This is a genomic window from Candidatus Erwinia haradaeae, assembly GCF_900698985.1.
Classification (GTDB): domain Bacteria; phylum Pseudomonadota; class Gammaproteobacteria; order Enterobacterales; family Enterobacteriaceae; genus Erwinia_E; species Erwinia_E haradaeae_B.
On the sequence record NZ_LR217730.1, the window covers coordinates 300550 to 322475 of the forward strand.

Consider the following 21926-nt stretch of genomic DNA (forward strand, 5'->3'; position numbering starts at 1 on the left):
GATATTATATTAATAATATAAAAATATAGAAAATAAGATTTTAATTTATTCATTATACTAATTTCGTTTATATAATACTATTATGAGTTTGTAAATGAGATTTTCTATTAAAATTTTTGTTTGTCATGATGATTGCTACCATTAGGTAATAATACAATTTTTTGTTTTATCCTATTACAGATGTGCCATGCATGTATGGTCTTAACACTTCTGGGACTGTAATACGGCCATCAGCTTGTTGATAATTTTCAAGAACTGCTATAAGAGTTCGGCCTACGGCTAATCCAGAACCATTTAGTGTATGAACAAAATGAGTTTTTTTACTACCTGCAGGGCGCCAGCGTGCTTTCATGCGACGAGCCTGAAAATCTCCCATATTTGAGCAAGAGGATATTTCTCGATAATTGTGTTGAGCAGGTAACCAGACTTCTAGATCATAAGCTTTTTGTGCGCTAAAACTCATATCACCAGTACATAGTAACATAGTGCGATATGGTATATCTAAAAGCTGTAGAACTGTTTCAGCATGCTGGATTATTTCTTCTAAAGCATTTTTAGAATCTTGTGGACGAGTGATCTGTACTATTTCAACTTTATCAAATTGGTGCATGCGTATTAGTCCTCGTGCATCACGACCATACGTTCCAGCTTCAGATCTAAAACAAGGTGTGTGTGATGTTAGCTTTAATGGAAGAGCGGTTTCCTCGAGAATTTCATCGCGTATAAGGTTAGTTAGTGATACCTCGGCTGTTGGAATCAGAGCGTAATGTTTATTAGAAAACACAGAATCTAAAGAATCGACATAAAATAGTTCTTGAGTAAATTTTGGTAACTGACCAGTACTGTATAAACTAATATTATTCACTATATATGGTACATATACTTCCTGGTACCCATGCTGTTGTGTATGAACATTGAGCATAAACTGACTAAGTGCGCGATGCATTAGCGCTATTTGACCTTTCATTACGACAAAACGAGAACCTGTGAGTTTGGCTCCAGCCCTAAAATCTAATCCTGCAGAACGTTCACCTAACTCAACATGATCACGTATGTTAAAAGTAAACTCTCTAGGTTGTTTCCATCGGCTTATTTCCTGATTATTACTTTCATTTTTCCCAATAGGTACATCTTCATCGGGGATATTTGGAATGGATGCTAACATAGTATTTATTTTAGTATAGATTAAATCTAATTCTTCTTTAAGTTGGTTAATTTGTTTAGAGAGTAGTTTAACCGCTTCACATAACCATTTAATTTCTTCTCCTTGTTCTTTAGCTTGCCCGATAGATTTGGAATATACATTACGTTTTGCTTGTAAGTTTTCTTTTGAAATTTGTAGTGATTTCCGCTGCTCCTCATATGTCTGTAGTTTTTTTATATCTAAACTATAACCTCGTCTTGATAGTTTTTTAGCAATGAAGTCTGGTTCTTGGCGGAGTAGGTTGAGATCAAGCATACTAACCTTATTAGTAGTTATGAATTAAAACAGAAATCGTCTAGTTTTAAATATTCATTAGGTGTACAGATTTAAACTTTACCTTTATAATGCAAAGAATATTACTATCAATGACCTGAGTTTCTTTGTCACACAAATGGATCATTAAAGTTATTAATATTGATAGCTTTAGTTAATATGACTCTAGATACCATAAGACAATAATCTTAAGTAAGATGATTGTGTATACGAAATCTATCTTTAAGTTTACAAATCACTTGGTTTAATAGCACTACATAGTTAAATATGTTTTTTCTATAATTTAGAACGAAAAGAATTCTATGATACATAAATACTATTATATTAGGTGGTTAATTCATAAAATCATCAATTAAATCTTTTTTAATTGGCGTGTTTTTTGTATAGATTTGTGCATCACCTATAAATTCAAACCCTTAACCGTTGAATATCATCAATAATTATGTGGAAGGTTTTTATGTGTCTAATGTAATAAATATTAGCTAGTCTAATCTGCTATATGTACTCTTTAAATAAAGCCAATCTTTAATATTATATCAATAATATAATATATTTATATTTATCGAAACATAAAAGTCTTATTATATTGTCTGCATAAAAATAAAAATTATTAATAATAAGACAAAATTATCTTTAATTCTTTAGCTTAGTAGTAAACGAAGCATGCGGCGTAGTGGTTCAGCTGCACCCCATAATAGTTGATCACCAACAGTAAAGGCAGAGATATATTTTGGTCCTATATTTAGTTTACGTAATCGACCAATAGGGATATCTAATGTACCTGATACCATAACGGGTGTTAATTGACGCAGAGTCATCTCTCGATCATTTGGTATTATTTTAACCCATGAGTTATGCTCTAGTATATATTGTTCAATATCTAATAAGGGGATATTTTTTTTTAATTTTAGAGTTAGCGCTTGACTATGACAGCGTAATGCGCCAATTCTTACGCATATACCGTCTATTGGAATAATATGGGTAGTTTTTAAAATCTTATTTGTCTCGGCTTGCCCCTTCCATTCCTCAAGTGTTTGACCGTTATACAAATGCTGATCAATGCATGGGATTAAATTGCCTGCGAGTGGTACGGTAAAGCTATCTGTAGGGAGGCCACTTTTTGTTATTCCAGTAACTTTACGCTCAATGTCTAAAATACTAGATGCTGGGTTTTTTAGTTCTTTCTTGACATGATGATGGATTATACCCATCTGAGTCAATAGTTCACGCATATGACGTGAGCCACCACCAGAGGCCGCTTGATAGGTCGCTACAGAGACCCATTCCACTAAATCATTAGTAAATAAACCACCTAGCGACATTAACATTAAGCTTACAGTACAATTACTGCCTACAAAAGTTTTTATCCCTTTGCTTAAACCATCATAAATAACCTGAGAATTTACTGGATCAAGAATTATTATTGCATCATCCTTCATACGCAAGGTAGATGACGCGTCAATCCAATAACCAGGCCAACCTGTATTACGAAGTTTATGATATATACATTTAGTATATTCTACACCTTGGCAAGTTATGATGATATCAAGATCCTGTAATGCGTTAATATCAAATGCATTTTGCAAAATTCCCATTGGTTTTCCATGTAATATCGGTGCAATTTGACCATATCTGGAAGTGGAAAAAAAAATAGGATGTACTATATTAAAATCACCTTCTTCATCCATTCTCTGCATTAATACAGAACCTACCATACCTCTCCATCCAATTAATCCTAAGGTTTTCATTTATAATCAGCTTAGTTAAATAATAAAAACTTTTATATGATCATCTCATTAGGTGATCTTTAATATTTGTATAATATTGTTCATTAATAACTTGGTATGAAATTGGATATCTAACTTCTGTTAATTCCATAGAAAATCTCTAAAAGAATATAACAAGTAAGGTGGCACCTAGATTCATTTCCAGTCCATATACAATAAATCATATTACCTATGATGGCTGTATTTAAATAGTATTCAATACCATTATAGTCCTTCTAAAATAGGTGTTTATTTGCTATATGTGATACATGTTAAATATTGAGATAGGTGGGACACTTTAATCTAATTTCGGGTCCCTATTTAGTATCAGAGTAATTTATGTGTGATTCTTATTTTATGTATATTTCCCCTTTAAATGTGTTTTTTATTTAAAGTAGACTTTTTAATATAAATATATAAAGCGATTGTATAGTGAGAAGATTTATGTAATATTAATAATTTTTTATAAATGGTATAAAGAATTATTAATATGTTATCATAACTTATAATCTATAATGGATATTAATTTTTAGATATTTTACTTAATTACTGCTCAGTATTATTAGTGAGAAATATCAATTTTTAATATTAAAAGATTCTTGTCATTTATAATTAATGGTCGGTTCCAATATTAATTCTTCTTCATTAAGTCAATCCATCCTCATATCTTTTTTTATTTAAGAATAAGATGTTTATTTAGAATTATCCAGTTAATTTTAGAATATTTTTAAATAGAATATAAATCAGCTATAATTAATAGAGATATACTTGACTGTATTATATGCAATCAAAAAAGAAGACTTACTTCAGTGTCCATAAGAATTATATTTATATAAATACGTATTCGTTTACTAAGGTAATTTATTTATAGAAGTACGTGTTTGTTTTTTTATTTCACTTGAATTTACAGGTATGTGCGATTTTTTTTTAAAACATGCTCCTGGATGGTATAAAAAATATACTACTAGTTTATATATGGTATATAGGTGATTTGAAGTTTAAAATTATACATTAGATATGTTGAAAAGTTAATGATAACAGCAGGTTGTCAAGTAATACTTAATCTATTATGATAGAATTTTAGTATTATATAGCATAAATAAATTAATCATAATTCAAGCTTTCTGGATATATTTTGGTAAGTCTTTGAGACTATCTAATACCCAATCAGCGCTATCTGTATATGAAGATTCAAGTCGTCTACCGCTACGTACGAGTATTTTGTTTCCAACACCTGCTGATTTTGCTGCTTGCATATCTTCAATTGTATCACCAATCATATAGGAAGCTGACATGTTAATATTGAACTCTTTTTGGGCAGAAAGCAACATACCTGGTTTTGGCTTACGGCAGTTACACAACTGACGCCATAAGTGCATTAAGCTCGAGGGATAATGAGGGCAAAAATAGATACCATGCAATCTGACATTTCTATCTGCAAGAAATCTCTCCATCCATTTAGTTAGGGCGATGAATTGACTTATGTTAAAAAGACCGCGTGCAATACCGGATTGATTTGTAATTAATATTAGAGCAAACCCCATATTCATTAGTTCGCTCATTGCATCGATGACGCCATCGATAAATGTAAAAGTCTCGATTGTGGAGACATATCCATAATCTAGATTAATAGTACCATCTCTATCTAAAAAAATTGCAGAAATGCGATTACGACACATTGATCCTCCTACCCTACATATCTATGATTATTGGTTGTGTGGATATATTGAGAAAAATATAAGAAAATATTAGATGCGCATATAGATTCTGGTTATATTTTTTTGTTCTCCAATTTTTTCTAGTTTAGCTATAAGCATATATTTATCTAGGATTTGTACGAAATATAATTATGATAAATAATATACATATTAAACATGACTCTATTAGTGGATACTTGTAGATTATTTATGTGCATATTATACATACTACATATATTAATATTGACAGATTCCTTAAAGTATCAAAATAAAAATAGAATATGTTTATTATTTATTGTAATTATGAATTGTTATTTAAATTAGAGTAAGAGTGGCTATATAGTGAGAGGTTGATGTATATGTTGTGCATGTTGATTGCTGTAGCTCACGATCATTTTTGGTAAGTATTGGATAGTTGATATTATTTTCGATTATTTTATAAAATTAATAATCATTAGATCATTAATTTTATCACTATACTATAGATATAGTGCTTTTTAATGATCTATTATGTAAGATTTATACTGTATAGGTTTCTATTATCTGATCTACTTAACAAAAAAAGTTTATGTGTCTAAAAGTATCTAATATTAAAATACAGAATAAATCTTAACGTAAATTCATATACTATTTTGATAAATAAGAATAATAATATCAAATACAATATGAACTGAGACTAAAATCACATCTCAGTTAAATTATTAACAAAAGTATAGTATATTGCATCTTCTATTTAATTAAGTAAGAGGTAGCAATATTTATTACTATTATGAATAATATCTATTTAATTAATGCCATGTATTATATAGTATTTTTTTAAAAGTTACTCTATTTTATTGTTATGAATTGCGTCTAAGTATTAATAATAAAAATATTTCTATATTTATGATATTATATAAAAATATAGGCACTTTATAGTAAATGGATAGAATTAACATTCTATTTTTCATTGTGACACCATACTATAATATTTTATCTGGTCTTAGACAAGTTATTGCTTTAATTGAAAACACATAATAATTGATTTATTGATATTACCACATTGTAGAGTAACTTTATCACTTATTAGAATATATATAGTATCAGTATTATTGATAATAGATATTTATTCTAAGAGTTATGTATCATATAATAAATTAGATGACTTATTTAGTCAGGATCGTTAATAATTGTCTTGATTCTAATTTGTATAGTAAATTATTTTCATATACATGAAAATAATTTTTTTTGATACGTAACATATTAGAAAAAAATGATTATATATTGTATTTACCATAAAAATAATATTCATTGTAAAATTATGGTAGAAAAGATTCTATAATAGAAAATCTAATATATACTTATCTCTATTATATATAAAATAGTTAAAGATTTATAATATAGGTTTATATATAGGGTTAAGAAACTTATTATAATTAGGTGTAGATTTTTTATGTTTCTTTCTGATATAAGAAATTAGATTGATTGATAACTGAAATATGACCGATATATTTTGATGAATGAGTAACATTTTTATATTTATTTTAGATTTTAGCGTAGTATATAAATATTTATTTTGGTTTTGTGGTATTCAGAATCTATAGTATTTATTTAAGAGAGAATCTTGATGGATAATATTTTTGATAACATTTTAGATAAAAGATTAAGTCTAGAGTGAGAAGGTTATAAAAAAAAACACATACAGACAGATAAAGAGATCGTATGTAATCTATTATCGGTATAATTTTTGTAGATTAATAAGTAATTTAAGATTGTACATGACGCCAAAGATATGCTATGTTGGTGTATGGTGATTTGAGTACTATTGTATTAACTAATGGTATTAATAAATCACTATCTCTTGTATGAATCAAGGTATTACGCCAGTTACTCTTTATCTGAGAAGAAAAATTATACAATTAATTATAGAAGATCACTATTCAATTAGATGATAACTATATGGCTTTTAGTAGAAAAATACTTAATGGTTCATGGTTTAAGATTTGGTGGTACTCTGCTGATATCGAATGTAGACAACAGACTCCATAGTGTTGTACAAACTAAAATGGTTACTAAAGAGTTCTAAGACAGCTTTAATGTTTCTCATTTATTAATTATAATAATCTAAAAAACTTAAAATCAGAAAAGTGTTCTTGTTGATAATTGGCAGAGAATAATTGAGTTATTTTGAATAAAGTTATAAGCTTAAAATATTATATTAAAGCACACTATGTAATGTATAGTAATATCATAAGGAGATGGAATTTTTTTAAAAAGCAATCTGATTATTAATAAAAGTCAGCAATATTCTTTAGTCAGGTACAGCGAATTTAATTTCATTAAAATTTTCTAATGCTATTTAATAAAAAAAAATCATTTATTCTGATTAACCATTTTATATTCTATATTATTTTTTAAAATAGCTCTATATAGATTAATATATAATATTTTGATGTTAGTTTAATCTTATTATTTAATATTACTAGTAAAGATAAAATATATTCAATTTTTTTAAATTTTACTAGTAATACAAAATTCTACTTTAAAATTCTAAATCTATTATAGAAGCATGATAAATACTTTGTGCTCTATCCATATAGGTATTATATTATATAAGTATATAATTATATTTTTATAATTTTGGTACTTATTTTTCATGGATATATTATTTTGTATAATAAAAATTATATTATAAAAATTGTAACATTATAACTTATTAAGTATTTCAATATATTACATTAAGATGTAATGACATCTAGGATGTTAACTTAACTGGTTATTATGTTTTTCTAGAATTATCAGTTAGCTTTTAATTAATAGAGATTTCTCTATTCATGTGTCAATATTTGAGGGATTATTTCATTTTTACGTAGTGTAAGCACTTCACATCCGTTATTTGTTATTACAACAGTATGCTCATATTGAGCAGATAAACTGGAGTCTTGAGTTTTAACTGTCCATCCATCTTTTAAAGTGTAGACACCGCACTTTCCAGCATTAATCATGGGTTCAATAGTAAATGTCATGCCCTTTTTTAATACTATACCGCCATCATCAGCATCGTAATGAAGAATTTGGGGTTCTTCATGAAACCCTTTTCCAATACCGTGTCCACAGTATTCTCGTACTACAGAATAGTTTTGTTTTTCAATAAATTTTTGAATTTCTATTCCGATAGTTCTTAGGCGAATCCCAGGTTTGATAAGTTGTATAGCAAGATAGAGGCTATTTTGTGTAATACGACATAGTTTCTCACCTTGAACGGTTGGTTGACCTACAAAAAACATAGCAGAAGTATCACCATGATAGTTATTTTTTAGTACTGTGACATCAATATTAACAATATCACCATCTTTTAGAATATCATTCTGACTTGGAATACCGTGACACACCACGTCATTAATAGAGATACATACGGATTTTGGGTATCCCCGATAACCTAGACATGCAGATATAGCATTTTGTTTTTTAGTAATATAATGATGACATAAGCGATCTAGTGTGTCTGTGTTCACATTAGGAACAACATGTTTCTTGATCATTTCAAGAACTTCCGCAGCCAAGCGACCAGCTTCTCTCATTTTAGTGATCTCTTTACTAGATTTAATTGAAATAGCCATAAATATATCCGTATTAAGTAAGAAAGGAAGACACTTTCTCATAAGAAGATGAAATGTAATATAGTATTGCTGATGCAAGATGGTATTATAATATTATGTAGTAGTATCTTTTTAACTTAGTAGTTTAAAATTAGAGATCTTTTTAGTTTTTTATAATTAATCATAAATATACGAAAATGAATATTAATATATTTTATAAATTAAAACATCTGTTTTATATCATCTTCTTTAATTTTAAAACACATAATAGTTTAGAGTGAGGTGATTATTATTAATTTATTAGTCTTTTTATTTGATATCTTGTATGATTAAAAAATCATGGTTAGTATCAATATACATTCGAGTATAATGTTTTGTAATATTATTAGTTTAGTGGCATGTTCTGAATATTTTGGTTAGAGCAGTTAATTCATCTATATTGTCTAAGATGTACATTATTTTATCTAAGAGATATATAGATTCTAAGAGATAAATATATTAAGATATAATGATTTCTTGTACTGTTTATTTTTTACTGTAAAATATGTCTAACTATTATTTTTAATTCTAAAGAAACTTTTAGTGGTAATTAGATTACATTTGATTATAAACACTTTTAATATGTGTTGTGTTTTATATATAATTATATCATGGTTATGCACAGAATTGTGTATACAATGGTTATGTTAAATAATAGTTATACTAATAGTCACTCCTCTTACTATAAAAAGAATTTATATTGTACTGTATAAATTGTTCTATGTGAATCGTAAGATCTGAACTTATTTCTTAATTCTTTAAATATGTTATGTTTTTATTTAGGCGATGAATGGTTTATGATGAAAATCATCTAGATTAATATAATAGACGTTAATGCAATCGAATAATATCCTCATAACTAATCTTTAAAGTAAGCAGTTATTAATTATTGTGGAACTACAGATAACAACATCTTAATTACTATATTTTATTCGATAATGATCAGAGTTTCATGGTGTCAGCATATAGTGAAAATATCAAAAAACAGTATACTCACCCTATATTGGAGTAATGAGTAAAAACTTTATAGTAGATTACACTATATGTACAAGACATTATCTATCCTTCGTGATAATTATGTAATAATGAGAGCTACGCATAAAGAACACTCTGTGTTCTCGAAGATATTTATTAATGACATTCTGAAGAGCCTATTTAGTTTAAAACTAATAGGTTTTTTTATTGGACATGTATAATTTTAACTACAAAATAATATACTTAGTATTATATATTCTATAGGGGTAATTATGGAAACTATTTCTATGCATGAAATGCTTCAAGCAGGCGTACACTTTGGTCACCAGACTCGATATTGGAATCCAAAAATGAAACCGTTTATTTTTGGGTCCCGCAATAAGGTTCATATTATTAATCTTGAAAAAACTGTCCTTATGTTTAATGAAGCTTTATCTGAAATTACAAAGATCTCTGCCCGTAAAGGTAAAATCCTGTTTGTTGGTACTAAGCGTTCGGCAAATTTAGCTATTAAAAAGCACGCTTTGAGTTGTGATCAATTTTTTGTTAATCACCGTTGGTTGGGTGGTATGCTGACTAATTGGAAAACAGTGCGTCAGTCTATTAAGCGCTTAAAAGAGTTAGAAATTCAGTCTCAGGATGGCACCTTTGAGAAATTGACTAAAAAAGAAGCTTTGATTCGTATTGGTCAGTTAGCTAAGCTAGAAAATAGTTTGGGTGGGATTAAGGATATGGGTGGCCTGCCAGATGCACTATTTGTTGTTGATGCTCATCATGAGCATATTGCGATTAAAGAAGCAAATAATTTAGGTATTCTAGTATTTTCTATTGTAGATACCAATTCTGATCCAGCTGGTGTTGATTTTATTATTCCCGGAAATGATGATGCTATTCGTGCTATCAATTTATATCTAACAATCGTAGAGGCTACTATTCGTGATGGGTTATCCAAAGTATAATTTAGATTAAATAATAGCATGTAAAAAATTATTGAATTATTATTTCAGATGTACCAGGTATATTTTATTTTTTGTTAGTAAATAGTTATTACGAGATAATGATTTGGATAGATTGTGAGATTTTGACTTTTTCGGGTAGTTATTATATGATTTATTTTTAAAAGAAATTGGTATTTTGTTTAAAGAAATACAATTGTGTATTACATACATGTATGCATTTTAAACATCATGCGAGTCAATTTAGGAGAAAAGAATGGTTCAGATTACCGCTGCTCTAGTAAAAGATTTACGAGAACGCACCGGTGCAGGTATCATGGATTGTAAAAAAGTGCTCACTGATGCGCATGGTAATATTGATTTGGCCATAAAATATATGCGTCAAACTGGTATAATTAAAGGAGCAAAAAAAGCGAAAAATATAGCTGCAGAAGGTTTGATTAGATGTAAAATTATAGAAAATTATGGTGTTCTGTTAGAGATTAACTGTCAGACAGATTTTGTGGTGAAGGATGTTAGGTTTCAATTATTTGCTGATAAAGTACTTGATGCGGCTATTGTTGATAATGTAATAGATGCAAAAAAACTAGAAGATAAGTTTGAAGAAGAGCGTATGTTTTTAATTTCTCATTTTGGTGAGAATATTAATATTCGACGTATAGTGTCTCTACAAGGTGAAGTCTTGGGGCAGTATTTGCATGATCAGCGTATTGGTGTGCTAGTTTCTTTGACAAGATCAAACGTCAACTTTGCTAAAAAAATTGCTATGCATATTGCAGCGAGCAAACCTGAATTTATTGCACCAAAAGATATATCATCTGAAATTTTAGAAAAAGAATATCAAGTTCAGTTAGAAATTGCAATGCAATCTGGTAAAGCAAAAGAGATTGCTGAAAAAATAGTAATAGGTAGAATGCAGAAATTTATTCGAGAAATATCTCTAATTAGTCAGCCATTTATTTTAGATTTGAATAAAGATGTTGGTCAATGTCTTGTAGAAGAGAATGCTATTGTTAATAATTTTGTAAGATTTGAGGTAGGTGAAGGGATTAAGAGAAAAGGATGAAATTTTGCAAAAGAAGTTTCAGTATTAGCTTAAGTCACGAAGTAGTTTTTATGAGATCGCCATCTAGATAGTTGTTTTTGAAATCTAACTATTCAATAACAATCTCATTTTTATTATATATCATTTTCTGACATATTAAAGATAATTCTGGTAAAACTATAATTCTAGTGAAAATTAGAATTCCTGATTACAGACATCGTCTAGGACATGACTATGGCGACTTATATAAAACCTGTATATCAACGTATCCTGCTAAAGTTGAGCGGTGAAGCATTCCAAGGTTCTGAAGGTTTTGGAATCAATCCTAGCGCATTAAAGCGTTTGGCAAAAGAAATTAAAGAGTTAGTAGCATTAGGTGTTCAGGTAGGCATAGTTATCGGTGGTGGTAATTTATTTCGTGGGTCAGGTTTAGAACAGGCTGGTATGAATCGTGTAGTAGGGGATCATATGGGAATGTTAGCAACAGTAATGAACGGTTTAGCCATGCGAGACGCCATGTATCGTGCGAACATGAAGGTGATGCTTATGTCTGCTATCCCTTTAAATGGTGTTTGTGATACTTATTGCTGGGATAGGGCTAATAATCTTCTACAGAAAAATAACGTAGTGATTTTTGCGGCAGGTATTGGTAATCCATTTTTTACTACTGACTCTGCAGCCTGTTTGCGTGGTATTGAAATTCAGGCCAATGCAGTATTGAAAGCTACTAAAGTAGATGGTGTTTATTCTGCGGATCCGGCGCGCTATCCAAAGGCAGTGCTATATGAAAAACTCACTTACTCAGAAGTACTAAGTAGCGCTCTAAAAATCATGGACTTAGCAGCTTTTACTTTAGCACGCGATCATGGGCTACCTATTCGTGTATTTAATATGCATAAGTCAGGCGCTTTACGTCGTATACTTATGGGTAAAAAAGAAGGTACTCTAATCACAAATTAATTTTTATTTAGTATAAATAATATAAAGAAAATCAAGGTAGGCGCTACCAATCTAATGAGGGCGATATTTCATTAACAGATTGTGTTTTAGTTCCTGAGCATAGTGATAATATCAATAGTATTTAAGGCTGTTCAGAGTGATAAATGATATTCAGAATGACACTGAAATACGTATGACAAAATGCGTGGAAGTGTTGATACAAAACATTAGAAAAATTCATACCGGACGTGCATCGATATCTATACTTGACGGTATTGTTGTTGATTGTTATGGATCGTCTTCTCCTTTATCTCAGTTAGCTAATATTACTGTAGAAAACTTCTGTACATTAAAGATTAACGTATTTGATAGATCTATAATTTCCCTAGTTGAAAAAGCAATTATAACTTCAGGTTTGGGTTTTAATCCGCAGACAGTAGGTGTAGATATTCGTGTTCGGTTGCCAGTATTAACCGAAGAGCGTCGACATAAATTGATTAAATTGGTACGTAGTGAATCCGAACAGGGGAAAATTTCAGTTCGCAATATACGTCGTGATGCTAATGATCATATTAAGCTGCTTTTAAAACAAAAAAAAATTAGCTCAGAAGAAGATCGGCGTGGACAAGAATTTGTACAGAAAACCACTGATATTTTCGTTAAGAAGATAGATAGCATTCTACGAGATAAAGAGAAGGACATATTAGATTTTTAAAAATTTCACCACAGTAGTTATGTGTTGGTATTATATACAATGTTCTAAATGAGAATAGCTGTTCGATTTTTTACAGTGACGACTGTATTTTATTATTCTGAGTACATGTATGAAGCAATTAACGATCCTCGGCTCAACTGGTTCTATCGGTAGTAGTACGCTATCTGTAGTTCGAGAGAATCGTAAGCTATTTGCTGTCAAAGCTTTAGTGGCAAGACGCAATGTTGAACGGATGATGTGGCAATGCTTAGAGTTTCGTCCAGATTTTGCTGTTATGCTAGATGAGAAAGCCGCGCGTGAATTACGATTTCGATTACATTCTTTTCATATTTCTACTGAAGTCTTAAATGGTCAACAGGCAATCTGTGACATGGCTGCGCTAGATGATGTGGATCAGGTAGTTTCGGCAATTGCAGGGGTAGCAGCCTTGCTTCCTACTTTATCTGCTATTCAAGCTGGTAAACAAGTTTTGCTAGCTAATAAAGAATCATTAGTAACATGTGGACGTCTTTTTCTAGAAGCAGTTATCTCCTCTCAGGCTCAGATTGTGCCTATTGATAGTGAACATAATGCTATTTTTCAAAGCTTGCCTGTATCGCTACAGACTCAGTTAGGTTTTGCTGTTTTAGAAAGCCATGGTATTGAGAGTATTATTTTGACAGGGTCAGGAGGTCCGTTTCGTGAGATCCCGTTATCAAAACTGTGTGACATGACACCAGATCAAGCATGTTTGCATCCAAATTGGATAATGGGACGTAAGATATCTGTTGATTCGGCCACTATGATGAATAAAGGTTTAGAATATATTGAGGCAAAATGGCTTTTTAATGCCTCGGATAAGCAGATAGAAGTGATTATTCATCCACAGTCTGTTATACATTCTATGGTTCGCTATTTGGATGGTGGTATTATGGCACAGCTGAGCTTTCCGGATATGCGATCGCCAATTGCTTATGGTATGAGCTGGCCTCAGAGAGTCAATTCAGGAGCTCCAAAACTTAATTTTAAAAAACTTTCAACAATGACTTTTTCGGAGCCTGACTATGTACGTTATCCTTGCCTAAGGTTGGCTATTCAGGCTAGTCAAGCGGGACAGGCAGCTACCACGATACTGAACGCCTCTAATGAGATTGCAGTAGCAGCATTTTTAGCGTCAAGAATAGCTTTTACTGATATTGTTTCACTTAATACTGCCGTTTTAGAGAGTTTGTCCTGCTGTGAGCCAGATAGCGTTGATGCGGTGCTTGCTATGGACTTTGAAGCAAGATCTATAGCATGGAAGTTAGTATCACAATTTATTAGAAAATGATCTATTATGATTTAGTTTATAATCATTAATTATAAAGTTTTATTTTGAAGTTAGATTTTATCAACAGTGTTAATAAAATCGCTAATTATATTATGCTAGCTTAGTTTTAATAAAATAAGATTCTCAGAAGTTATTAAATTCTGAACTAGGGGAATCATGACGCGCAATGTCGCCCGAAGATCAATTGCAATATAAGAACCAACAGATGATTAAGCCCCGTCATGTAGCAATTATTATGGATGGTAATGGTCGATGGGCAACAAAACAAGGAAAATTACGCATGTCTGGTCATCAGGCGGGCGTAGAATCTGTTCGGCGCGCTATTAGTGTTGCAGTAAATTACCGATTAGATGCACTGACATTATATACTTTTAGTAGGGACAATTGGAGTCGCCCTGATCAGGAAGTGATAGCCTTATTGGAGTTATTTGTCTTAGTTCTTGATACAGAAGTTAAAAATTTACATAAACATAATATTCGCTTAAACATTATTGGTGATATCACTCGTTTTAGTCATCGTTTACAAGACTGTATCCGATGTGCTGAAGAAAAAACTCAAAATAATCAAGGTCTAATACTTAATATTGCTGCAAATTATGGGGGGCGTTGGGATATTATTCATGGAGTGCGAGCATTAGCAGAACAGGTGCGAGATGGGATTCTTCGTCCAGATGAAATTGAAGAAAAAACATTAAGCGCGCATTTATGTTTGAGTACAATAGTACCCGTTGATCTTGTAATAAGGACTGGAGGAGAATATCGTATTAGTAACTTCCTGTTATGGCAAGCGGCTTATGCAGAGTTTTGGTTTACAGACATTCTATGGCCTGATTTTGATGAAGACGTTTTTAAAGGTGCGCTAAATGCATTTGCAAAACGAGAGCGTAGATTTGGTGGTGTCACTCTTTAAAATTTATAGGAACGTAAAATGTTTATAGGAACTTAGGAAGTTTGATGTTACGAATGCGATGCATCACCTCATTGATATTAATTCCAATTATTATTGGAGCATTATTTTATTTACCTATGTTGGTATTTAGTATTATTATTTTTTTAATAAGTATGTTAGCTGCATGGGAATGGTGTCCTTTAGCAAATTTATCTTCTTACTGTCATCGGGTGTTCTTTATATTATTATGTGGGTTGATTTTATTAATTAGTATGTTTGATCTACTATCCGATAATTCTCTGGAGTGGATACATTGGTTAAGAATTCCTGATATGCTATGGGTTGCAATATGGTGGTGGATATTAGTAATACCTCTAGTATTCTTTTATCCTTCTTCAGCCTTATTGTGGAGAACTTCACGTATTTTGAGTATTTTATTTGGTTTATTAACTATTTGGTCTTTTTTTTGTGGTATGCTGGTGGTTCGTCAATATAACTATCACTTAGATCACACTGTTGGCGCGTGGCGTCTTTTATATTTATTAATATTAGTCTGGGGGATGGATTCTGGTGCTTATTTCTTTGGAAAAGTTTTTGGCAAACATCAGTTAGTGCCAAAAATTTCATCAGGAAAAACATGGGAAGGTTTGTTGGGTGGTCTATTTAGTTCGTGTATAATTTTTTGTATATTTAATCAGCTGACGGTATTGAGTATAGCACCAAAAAGTTTATTATTATGTTCTATATTTACCGTGTTTTTTTCTATTTTAGGTGATTTAAGCGAAAGTATTTTTAAACGTGCAGTTGGCATAAAAGATAGCGGTAAAATAATTCCTGGACATGGTGGTATATTAGATCGTATTGATAGTCTGACTGCTGCAGCCCCAATTTTTGCTAGTTTACAGTTTATGATTGCAGAAGTCATCTAAGGGGGTATTCTACTCAGTAGTATTTTTGGAATACTGTGCTTAGAATTTATATAGAAAATTCTTGACATCACTATACATGAGTATTTGTATTTTTGATGGTATTATTACTATAAAACAAAAAATAATGTAATATTTTATTTCTTTTTAGCATTCAATAGGTTGGTTTCATAATATTGATAGGTTCTTATAATTTTAATGCTCAATAAGGACGTGACCACTCTGAATCTTATATATCTTTATAAAATGACTTCATGATCAAAATTTATTAATAGGTGTATGGTAAAAATAAGATTTATATTCATTGTAAGTTTTTTAATCTTAAATTTATCCGACAGACTTCATCTGATAAATTTTTAAATGTGTTTATTCGTAAATTATTTTATTCGTTTTTTGATTGTAATGGAATACATATTTCTTTAGGTATGCTAGTGCTATAATAAATGGTATTCAAATAAAATTTATTGATACAATCAAAAGGCTAGGTTGGAATAATTTATTAAGAATTTTAGTAGAATGATTAGCAAAAATATTTTAATACAGTACTATATATTTTAACTATATTTTTTAATGATACATAGAGCACTAAAAATATCTATGTTTATTAACTGAAGGTGCAATGTAGATGACTTTTTATTTTGCGCCCCATTTATATAGTAATCATCTAACTCTATTTAGATGAAAGATACTGGAGGTATAAAAATTCTCCAATAGAGAGCCGATAAGATGAAACAATAAAATGTTTTTCTAATAAAAAATTATCATCGTTCTTAGAGTCTTTCGGTGTTTTACAGTGCAATGATTTTAATAGATGTATTTTATTAGAAGTTTAGTGAGCAGATTAATACGATAGGGCTTTTTTAGATGAAAAAAATGATATTCTATAAAAATTTCAAGAAAATTACAGGTTCTTTCCTTGTATGAGTGGTATGCCTCCTTAGTATAGAATAGTTTTTTAGTATGAGCTGTGGGTTGTTATGTGCAAGTATATTTTTATATCTAAAAATATACTTAATTTTAATGTTAAAAATATTCAAAATGAATAATAAATGAGAGACAATTCTATAATCTTAATTAATGTTTTTATTTGTTCAAAAACGTTTTTTTGTTATAGATTAATATAATATTACTGCATTTGCTGCATTATTCTTTTGGCGCTTTTTAAGCGTTAATTTTTGGACAATTAATCCATGTTCACTGTTAGTTTAGATAGTTATAACCTACATTTCCTATAGTATTGAAGATAATCGGTAGTTCTATGCCTGAATAAATTCATAAACTTTCTTATCATTTTTATTTCATCGGTCCAGTATTTTTTAAAGGGTTAGTGTTTATAATGATTTATCACACTTTGAATTGCTTTAAATTATATAATTTTATGCTATGTAATAAAGTTTATAATAAAAGCCGGGATGTATTTATCAAAGGATGCCGATGAACAATTTTCTCATAGCATCACTTCTTTTGAGCAGTGCTACTGTATGTAGTGCAGATAGTTTTGTAGTCAAAAATATTTATTTTGATGGATTGAAAAGAGTCTCCGTTGAGTCTGTATTACGAAGTATACCTATTCATGTTTCAGATGTAACTTCTCAGAAAGATATCAGAAGGATTATCCATGCCTTATTTGCGACTGGAAAATTCGATGATGTACAGCTCATGCGTGATGGTGGTTCTTTAATTGTAAAACTCAAGGAGCGCCCAGTAATTGCTTGTATCACTTTTTCAGGAAACAAAATTCTTAAAGAAGAGTTATTAAAAAAGAATTTAAATTCTTTTGGTGTATGCATCGGAGAGGTGTTAGATCGTTCTTCTCTTGCTTCTATTGAGCAAGAATTAGAGGATTTTTACTATAGTATTGGTCATTATCGGTCAAGTGTGCATGCTATTTCAACCGCATTGCCAGGTAATCGTGTTGATTTAAATTTTATTATTACTGAGGGTAGACCTGCAAAAATTAAACAAATTAATATAATTGGTAATAAAATATTCAGAACAGATGAACTTATCTCTCATTTAAAATTAAGAGATAATAATTCTTGGTTACATATATTGAGTGATAGTAAATATCAGACACAAAAAGTCAATGAAGATTTAAACATTTTGCGAAGCTTCTATTTTAATCGTGGTTATGCACGTTTTAATATCAATTCTACTCAGATTAATTTAACGCCAGATAAAACAGGTATTTATATTACCATTAATATCACTGAAGGTGATCAATATCAATTGTCTGATGTTAATATTAATAGCAATATAAAACTCGATTTAAAAGAGATCCGGACTTTAAAATCAGAACAGATTGGTAATGTATATAATAGAGCGAATGCTTTGCGTATAGAAGAAGTTATTAAAAAAATATTAGGACATCAAGGGTATATATATCCGGAGATTCAGACTAAGCTAAATATTAATGATACTAAAAAAACCGTAAAGTTAAGCTTTATTATTAATTCAGGTATTCGATATTATGTACGTCAAGTACGTTTTGAAGGCAATCATGTATCCAAAGATTCTGTTATGCGCCGTGAGGTTCGGCAAGCAGAGGGTACGTGGTTACAAAGTGATCTTGTACAACAAGGAAAAGAGCGTTTAAATCGTCTCGGTTATTTTATTTCAGTGAGCTCTAAAGTTCAACGAGTGCCTGAGTCCTTAGATCAAGTAGATGTAATTTATAGAGTACAAGAGCGGAACACTGGAACGATTAACTTAGGTGTAGGTTATGGTACGGAAAATGGTGTGAATTTTCAGATTGGACTTACTCAGGATAATTGGTTAGGAACCGGAAATGCTGTTGGTATCAATAGTACAAAAAATGATTACATGACGTATGCTGAACTGTCTCTGACTGATCCTTATTTTACTACTTTTGGCGTGAGTCTCGGTGGACGTTTCATTTATAATGATTTTAAGGCTCATGCTGCGGATCTGTCAGATTATACTAATAAATATTATGGAGGGGAGAGTACACTTGGTTTTCCATTGAATGAAGCTAATACCCTCCATGTTGGTTTTGGTTATCTTCACCATAGTATTTCTAATATGAAGCCACAGATTGCGATGTGGCGTTATTTGCGTAATCATGGTGAGAACCCCTCGGTTTCTACTACTGAAGAGTTCTCTACAGACGATCTTACTTTAAATTATGGCTGGACTTATAATACATTAGACCGTAGCTTTTTTCCTACTAGGGGGCATCATACAAATCTTAATGGTAAAGTAACTATACCTGGTTCAAAAAATACTTTTTATAGAGTCATGATGAGTGTGCAGCAATATTTTCCATTAAATGTCAAGCGAGACTGGATTTTCTTATGTCGTGGTCGCCTAGGTTATGGAGATGGTCTTGATGGTCATGAGTTGCCGTTTTATGAAAACTTTTATGCTGGTGGTTTAACCACAGTACGAGGTTTACGTACTAACACCATTGGCCCAAAGGCTGTATATTATAATAATTCTTTATCTAAGTGTAGTAGTAGTTCTTTGAGTAGTATATGTCAGTCTGAAGATTCGGTTGGTGGTAACGCTCTGGTAGTATTAAGTACTGAGTTAATTACACCAACGCCTTTTCTTAATGAAAAATATGTTAATTTAATACGTACTTCTCTATTTGTAGATGCTGGTATGTTATGGGATACGCGCTGGGAAGAAACCAAGGAGATGATGCTTCTGCATATTCCAGATTATAGTAAACCTAAAAATATTCGCATTTCGGCAGGGGCTGCATTACAATGGATGTCACCTATTGGGCCATTAGTGTTTTCATATGCTTGTCCTTTTCAGAGGTATCATGGTGATAAATCTGAACCATTTCAATTTTATATAGGAAAAACTTGGTAATACAATATAAAAGTAGAATCAAACAATAAGGTATAATCTGTATTAGAATAGATTAGTTAGTATGATAAGATATTGTGGTGATGTGTTCTGTCTACTGTAATGATAATAAATAATTTAAAAGTATTAAGGAGCTCAAGAGTGAAACAGGTTTTGCGTATTATAAGTCTAAGTTTTGTTTTAATTTTTTCTGTATCTGCTGCAGCCTCTGATAAAATTGCAGTAGTAAATATTTCTGATATTTTTCAGCAATTACCAGAACTTATTATTGTCACGCATAAGTTAGAAAAAGAGTTTAAGGACCGAACAATTGTCTTGCAGAATATGGAACATGATCTGCAAACTAAAATACAGAATATGCAGCGTAATAGGTCAACCATGAAAGTAAGTGATCAGCTTCAAATGGAAAAAGAGATTATCAAAAAGCGCGAAGAATTTAACACTACCGTTCGAGTTTTTGACCAGGATAATCGTCGTCGTCAAATAGAAGAGCGGGATAAAATTATATATAAAATTCAGAATGCTGTGCAGAAAGTTGCTAAAATTAAAAATTATGATTTAGTTCTGGATCGAGGTGCGGTCGCTTACGTTTCCTCAGTGAAAGATATTACTGCTGATGTTTTGAAGCAGGTAAAATAATCTATGTTTTTTATTCGACTGGCTGATTTGGCTAAGGAGTTGAATGCAGAATTGCATGGTGATGGAGAAATTTCTATCTCTGGTATCGCATCCATGCAGTCTGCTCAAAGAGGTCAGATAACTTTTCTTTCTAATAGACGTTATGGTAAAAAGCTTTTAGTTTGCCAAGCTTCAGCTGTAGTATTGAAACGAGCGGATCTTGAGTTTTTTTGTGGTCCTGCATTGATAGTGAGTGATCCGTATCTAGCATATGCTCGTATAGCTCAATTATTTGATAGAACACCTAAACCAGCGATCAGAACTGCCCAAAGTGCGGTAATTGATCGTACAGCTTGTCTTGGTAAACGTGTGGTAATTGGCGCTAATGCAGTAATTGAGTCTGATGTTGTATTAGGTGATGATGTAATAATTGGCGCTGGATGTTTTATTGGAAAAAAAACTCATATTGGTTCTAGAAGTCGATTGTGGGCAAATGTTTCAATTTATCATGAAGTAGAAATTGGACAGGATTGTTTAATTCAATCCGGAACAGTTATTGGTTCTGACGGTTTCGGTTACGTTCGGGGCTCTGGTAATTGGGTTAAGATTCCTCAGTTAGGTACGGTAATTATTGGACATCGTGTCGAGATTGGTGCTTGCACTACAATTGATCGTGGCTCCCTTGATAATACGCAAATTGGTAATGATGTTATTGTGGATAATCAATGCCAGATTGCACATAATGTTATTATTGGAAATAATACTGCAGTAGCGGGTGGTGTTATTATGGCTGGAAGTTTGAATATTGGAAAATATTGTATGATTGGTGGCGCAAGTGTTATTAATGGGCATATAGATATTTGTGATAATGTTACTGTTACTGGGATGAGTATGGTTATGCGCTCTATTATAGAACCTGGTATATATTCTTCAGGAATCCCAATTCAACCCAATAGAACTTGGCGTAAAACGGTAACATTAGTAATGCATATTGATGATATTAGAAAACGCTTGAAAAATATTGAACATAAATTCAAAAATATTGAAGAATAAGTAAAACTACCACATAACTTATATATAATGTATATCAAATAATATGCGAACAAGAATAAGCATAGGGTCGCAAAAATGATTTTTAGTTTGTGGAAAAATTATGGATT

General features: G+C 31.0%; 14 protein-coding genes. 10 read left to right on the forward strand and 4 right to left on the reverse strand.

Going from position 1 to position 21926, the window contains the following annotated elements; all coding sequences use genetic code 11:
* Positions 1–166 precede the first annotated feature (166 nt).
* The 4 genes from serS to map form a co-directional block, all read right to left on the reverse strand.
* Entirely contained in the window at positions 167–1459 is a 1293-nt protein-coding gene (serS, locus tag ERCIPSPA2889_RS00910) for a serine--tRNA ligase (RefSeq protein ID WP_157989004.1), read from the reverse strand.
* Positions 1460–2118: 659 nt separating this feature from the next.
* Positions 2119–3225, reverse strand: coding sequence for an aspartate-semialdehyde dehydrogenase (gene asd, locus ERCIPSPA2889_RS00915; protein WP_157989005.1), 1107 nt, complete (start codon positions 3223–3225; stop codon positions 2119–2121).
* A 1133-nt stretch (positions 3226–4358) separates the two neighbouring features.
* A complete protein-coding gene (gene gmhB, locus ERCIPSPA2889_RS00920; protein ID WP_157989006.1) occupies positions 4359–4922 on the reverse strand; it encodes a D-glycero-beta-D-manno-heptose 1,7-bisphosphate 7-phosphatase in 564 nt (187 codons plus the stop codon).
* A gap of 2825 nt (positions 4923–7747) precedes the next feature.
* Positions 7748–8539: a type I methionyl aminopeptidase gene (gene map, locus ERCIPSPA2889_RS00925; RefSeq protein ID WP_157989007.1), complete on the reverse strand. Its 792-nt coding sequence runs from the start codon at positions 8537–8539 to the stop codon at positions 7748–7750.
* 1265 nt (positions 8540–9804) lie between these two features.
* Here map and rpsB point away from each other — a divergent pair.
* From rpsB to lpxD, 10 genes are all read left to right on the forward strand, one after another.
* Complete coding sequence (gene rpsB, locus ERCIPSPA2889_RS00930) at positions 9805–10491, forward strand: 30S ribosomal protein S2 (RefSeq protein WP_157989008.1); 687 nt, start codon at positions 9805–9807, stop codon at positions 10489–10491.
* A gap of 253 nt (positions 10492–10744) precedes the next feature.
* Positions 10745–11554, forward strand: coding sequence for a translation elongation factor Ts (tsf, locus tag ERCIPSPA2889_RS00935; protein ID WP_157989009.1), 810 nt, complete (start codon positions 10745–10747; stop codon positions 11552–11554).
* Positions 11555–11767: 213 nt separating this feature from the next.
* On the forward strand, positions 11768–12493 hold the full coding sequence (gene pyrH / locus ERCIPSPA2889_RS00940) for a UMP kinase (RefSeq protein ID WP_157989010.1): 726 nt from the start codon (positions 11768–11770) through the stop codon (positions 12491–12493).
* A gap of 136 nt (positions 12494–12629) precedes the next feature.
* Positions 12630–13187: a ribosome recycling factor gene (gene frr / locus ERCIPSPA2889_RS00945; protein ID WP_157989011.1), complete on the forward strand. Its 558-nt coding sequence runs from the start codon at positions 12630–12632 to the stop codon at positions 13185–13187.
* A 109-nt stretch (positions 13188–13296) separates the two neighbouring features.
* Positions 13297–14496, forward strand: a complete 1200-nt coding sequence (gene ispC / locus ERCIPSPA2889_RS00950) for a 1-deoxy-D-xylulose-5-phosphate reductoisomerase (protein ID WP_157989012.1) — start codon at positions 13297–13299, stop codon at positions 14494–14496.
* 166 nt (positions 14497–14662) lie between these two features.
* Positions 14663–15406, forward strand: coding sequence for a polyprenyl diphosphate synthase (gene uppS, locus ERCIPSPA2889_RS00955; protein WP_157989013.1), 744 nt, complete (start codon positions 14663–14665; stop codon positions 15404–15406).
* A 44-nt stretch (positions 15407–15450) separates the two neighbouring features.
* Complete coding sequence (locus ERCIPSPA2889_RS00960) at positions 15451–16314, forward strand: phosphatidate cytidylyltransferase (RefSeq protein WP_157989014.1); 864 nt, start codon at positions 15451–15453, stop codon at positions 16312–16314.
* 1425 nt (positions 16315–17739) lie between these two features.
* Entirely contained in the window at positions 17740–20151 is a 2412-nt protein-coding gene (gene bamA / locus ERCIPSPA2889_RS00965) for an outer membrane protein assembly factor BamA (RefSeq protein WP_157989015.1), read from the forward strand.
* 138 nt (positions 20152–20289) lie between these two features.
* On the forward strand, positions 20290–20787 hold the full coding sequence (locus ERCIPSPA2889_RS00970) for an OmpH family outer membrane protein (RefSeq protein WP_232037607.1): 498 nt from the start codon (positions 20290–20292) through the stop codon (positions 20785–20787).
* Positions 20788–20790: 3 nt separating this feature from the next.
* A complete protein-coding gene (gene lpxD / locus ERCIPSPA2889_RS00975; protein ID WP_157989017.1) occupies positions 20791–21819 on the forward strand; it encodes a UDP-3-O-(3-hydroxymyristoyl)glucosamine N-acyltransferase in 1029 nt (342 codons plus the stop codon).
* Positions 21820–21926: the final 107 nt, after the last annotated feature.

What these genes read in the sequence shown, in the direction of transcription:
- serS (WP_157989004.1), bottom strand. Translation starts at nt 1,459, where the DNA reads ATGCTTGATCTCAACCTACTCCGCCAAGAACCAGACTTCATTGCTAAA.
- asd (WP_157989005.1), bottom strand. Translation starts at nt 3,225, where the DNA reads ATGAAAACCTTAGGATTAATTGGATGGAGAGGTATGGTAGGTTCTGTA.
- gmhB (WP_157989006.1), bottom strand. Translation starts at nt 4,922, where the DNA reads ATGTGTCGTAATCGCATTTCTGCAATTTTTTTAGATAGAGATGGTACT.
- map (WP_157989007.1), bottom strand. Translation starts at nt 8,539, where the DNA reads ATGGCTATTTCAATTAAATCTAGTAAAGAGATCACTAAAATGAGAGAA.
- rpsB (WP_157989008.1), top strand. Translation starts at nt 9,805, where the DNA reads ATGGAAACTATTTCTATGCATGAAATGCTTCAAGCAGGCGTACACTTT.
- tsf (WP_157989009.1), top strand. Translation starts at nt 10,745, where the DNA reads ATGGTTCAGATTACCGCTGCTCTAGTAAAAGATTTACGAGAACGCACC.
- pyrH (WP_157989010.1), top strand. Translation starts at nt 11,768, where the DNA reads ATGGCGACTTATATAAAACCTGTATATCAACGTATCCTGCTAAAGTTG.
- ispC (WP_157989012.1), top strand. Translation starts at nt 13,297, where the DNA reads ATGAAGCAATTAACGATCCTCGGCTCAACTGGTTCTATCGGTAGTAGT.
- uppS (WP_157989013.1), top strand. Translation starts at nt 14,663, where the DNA reads ATGTCGCCCGAAGATCAATTGCAATATAAGAACCAACAGATGATTAAG.
- ERCIPSPA2889_RS00960 (WP_157989014.1), top strand. Translation starts at nt 15,451, where the DNA reads ATGTTACGAATGCGATGCATCACCTCATTGATATTAATTCCAATTATT.
- bamA (WP_157989015.1), top strand. Translation starts at nt 17,740, where the DNA reads ATGCCGATGAACAATTTTCTCATAGCATCACTTCTTTTGAGCAGTGCT.
- lpxD (WP_157989017.1), top strand. Translation starts at nt 20,791, where the DNA reads ATGTTTTTTATTCGACTGGCTGATTTGGCTAAGGAGTTGAATGCAGAA.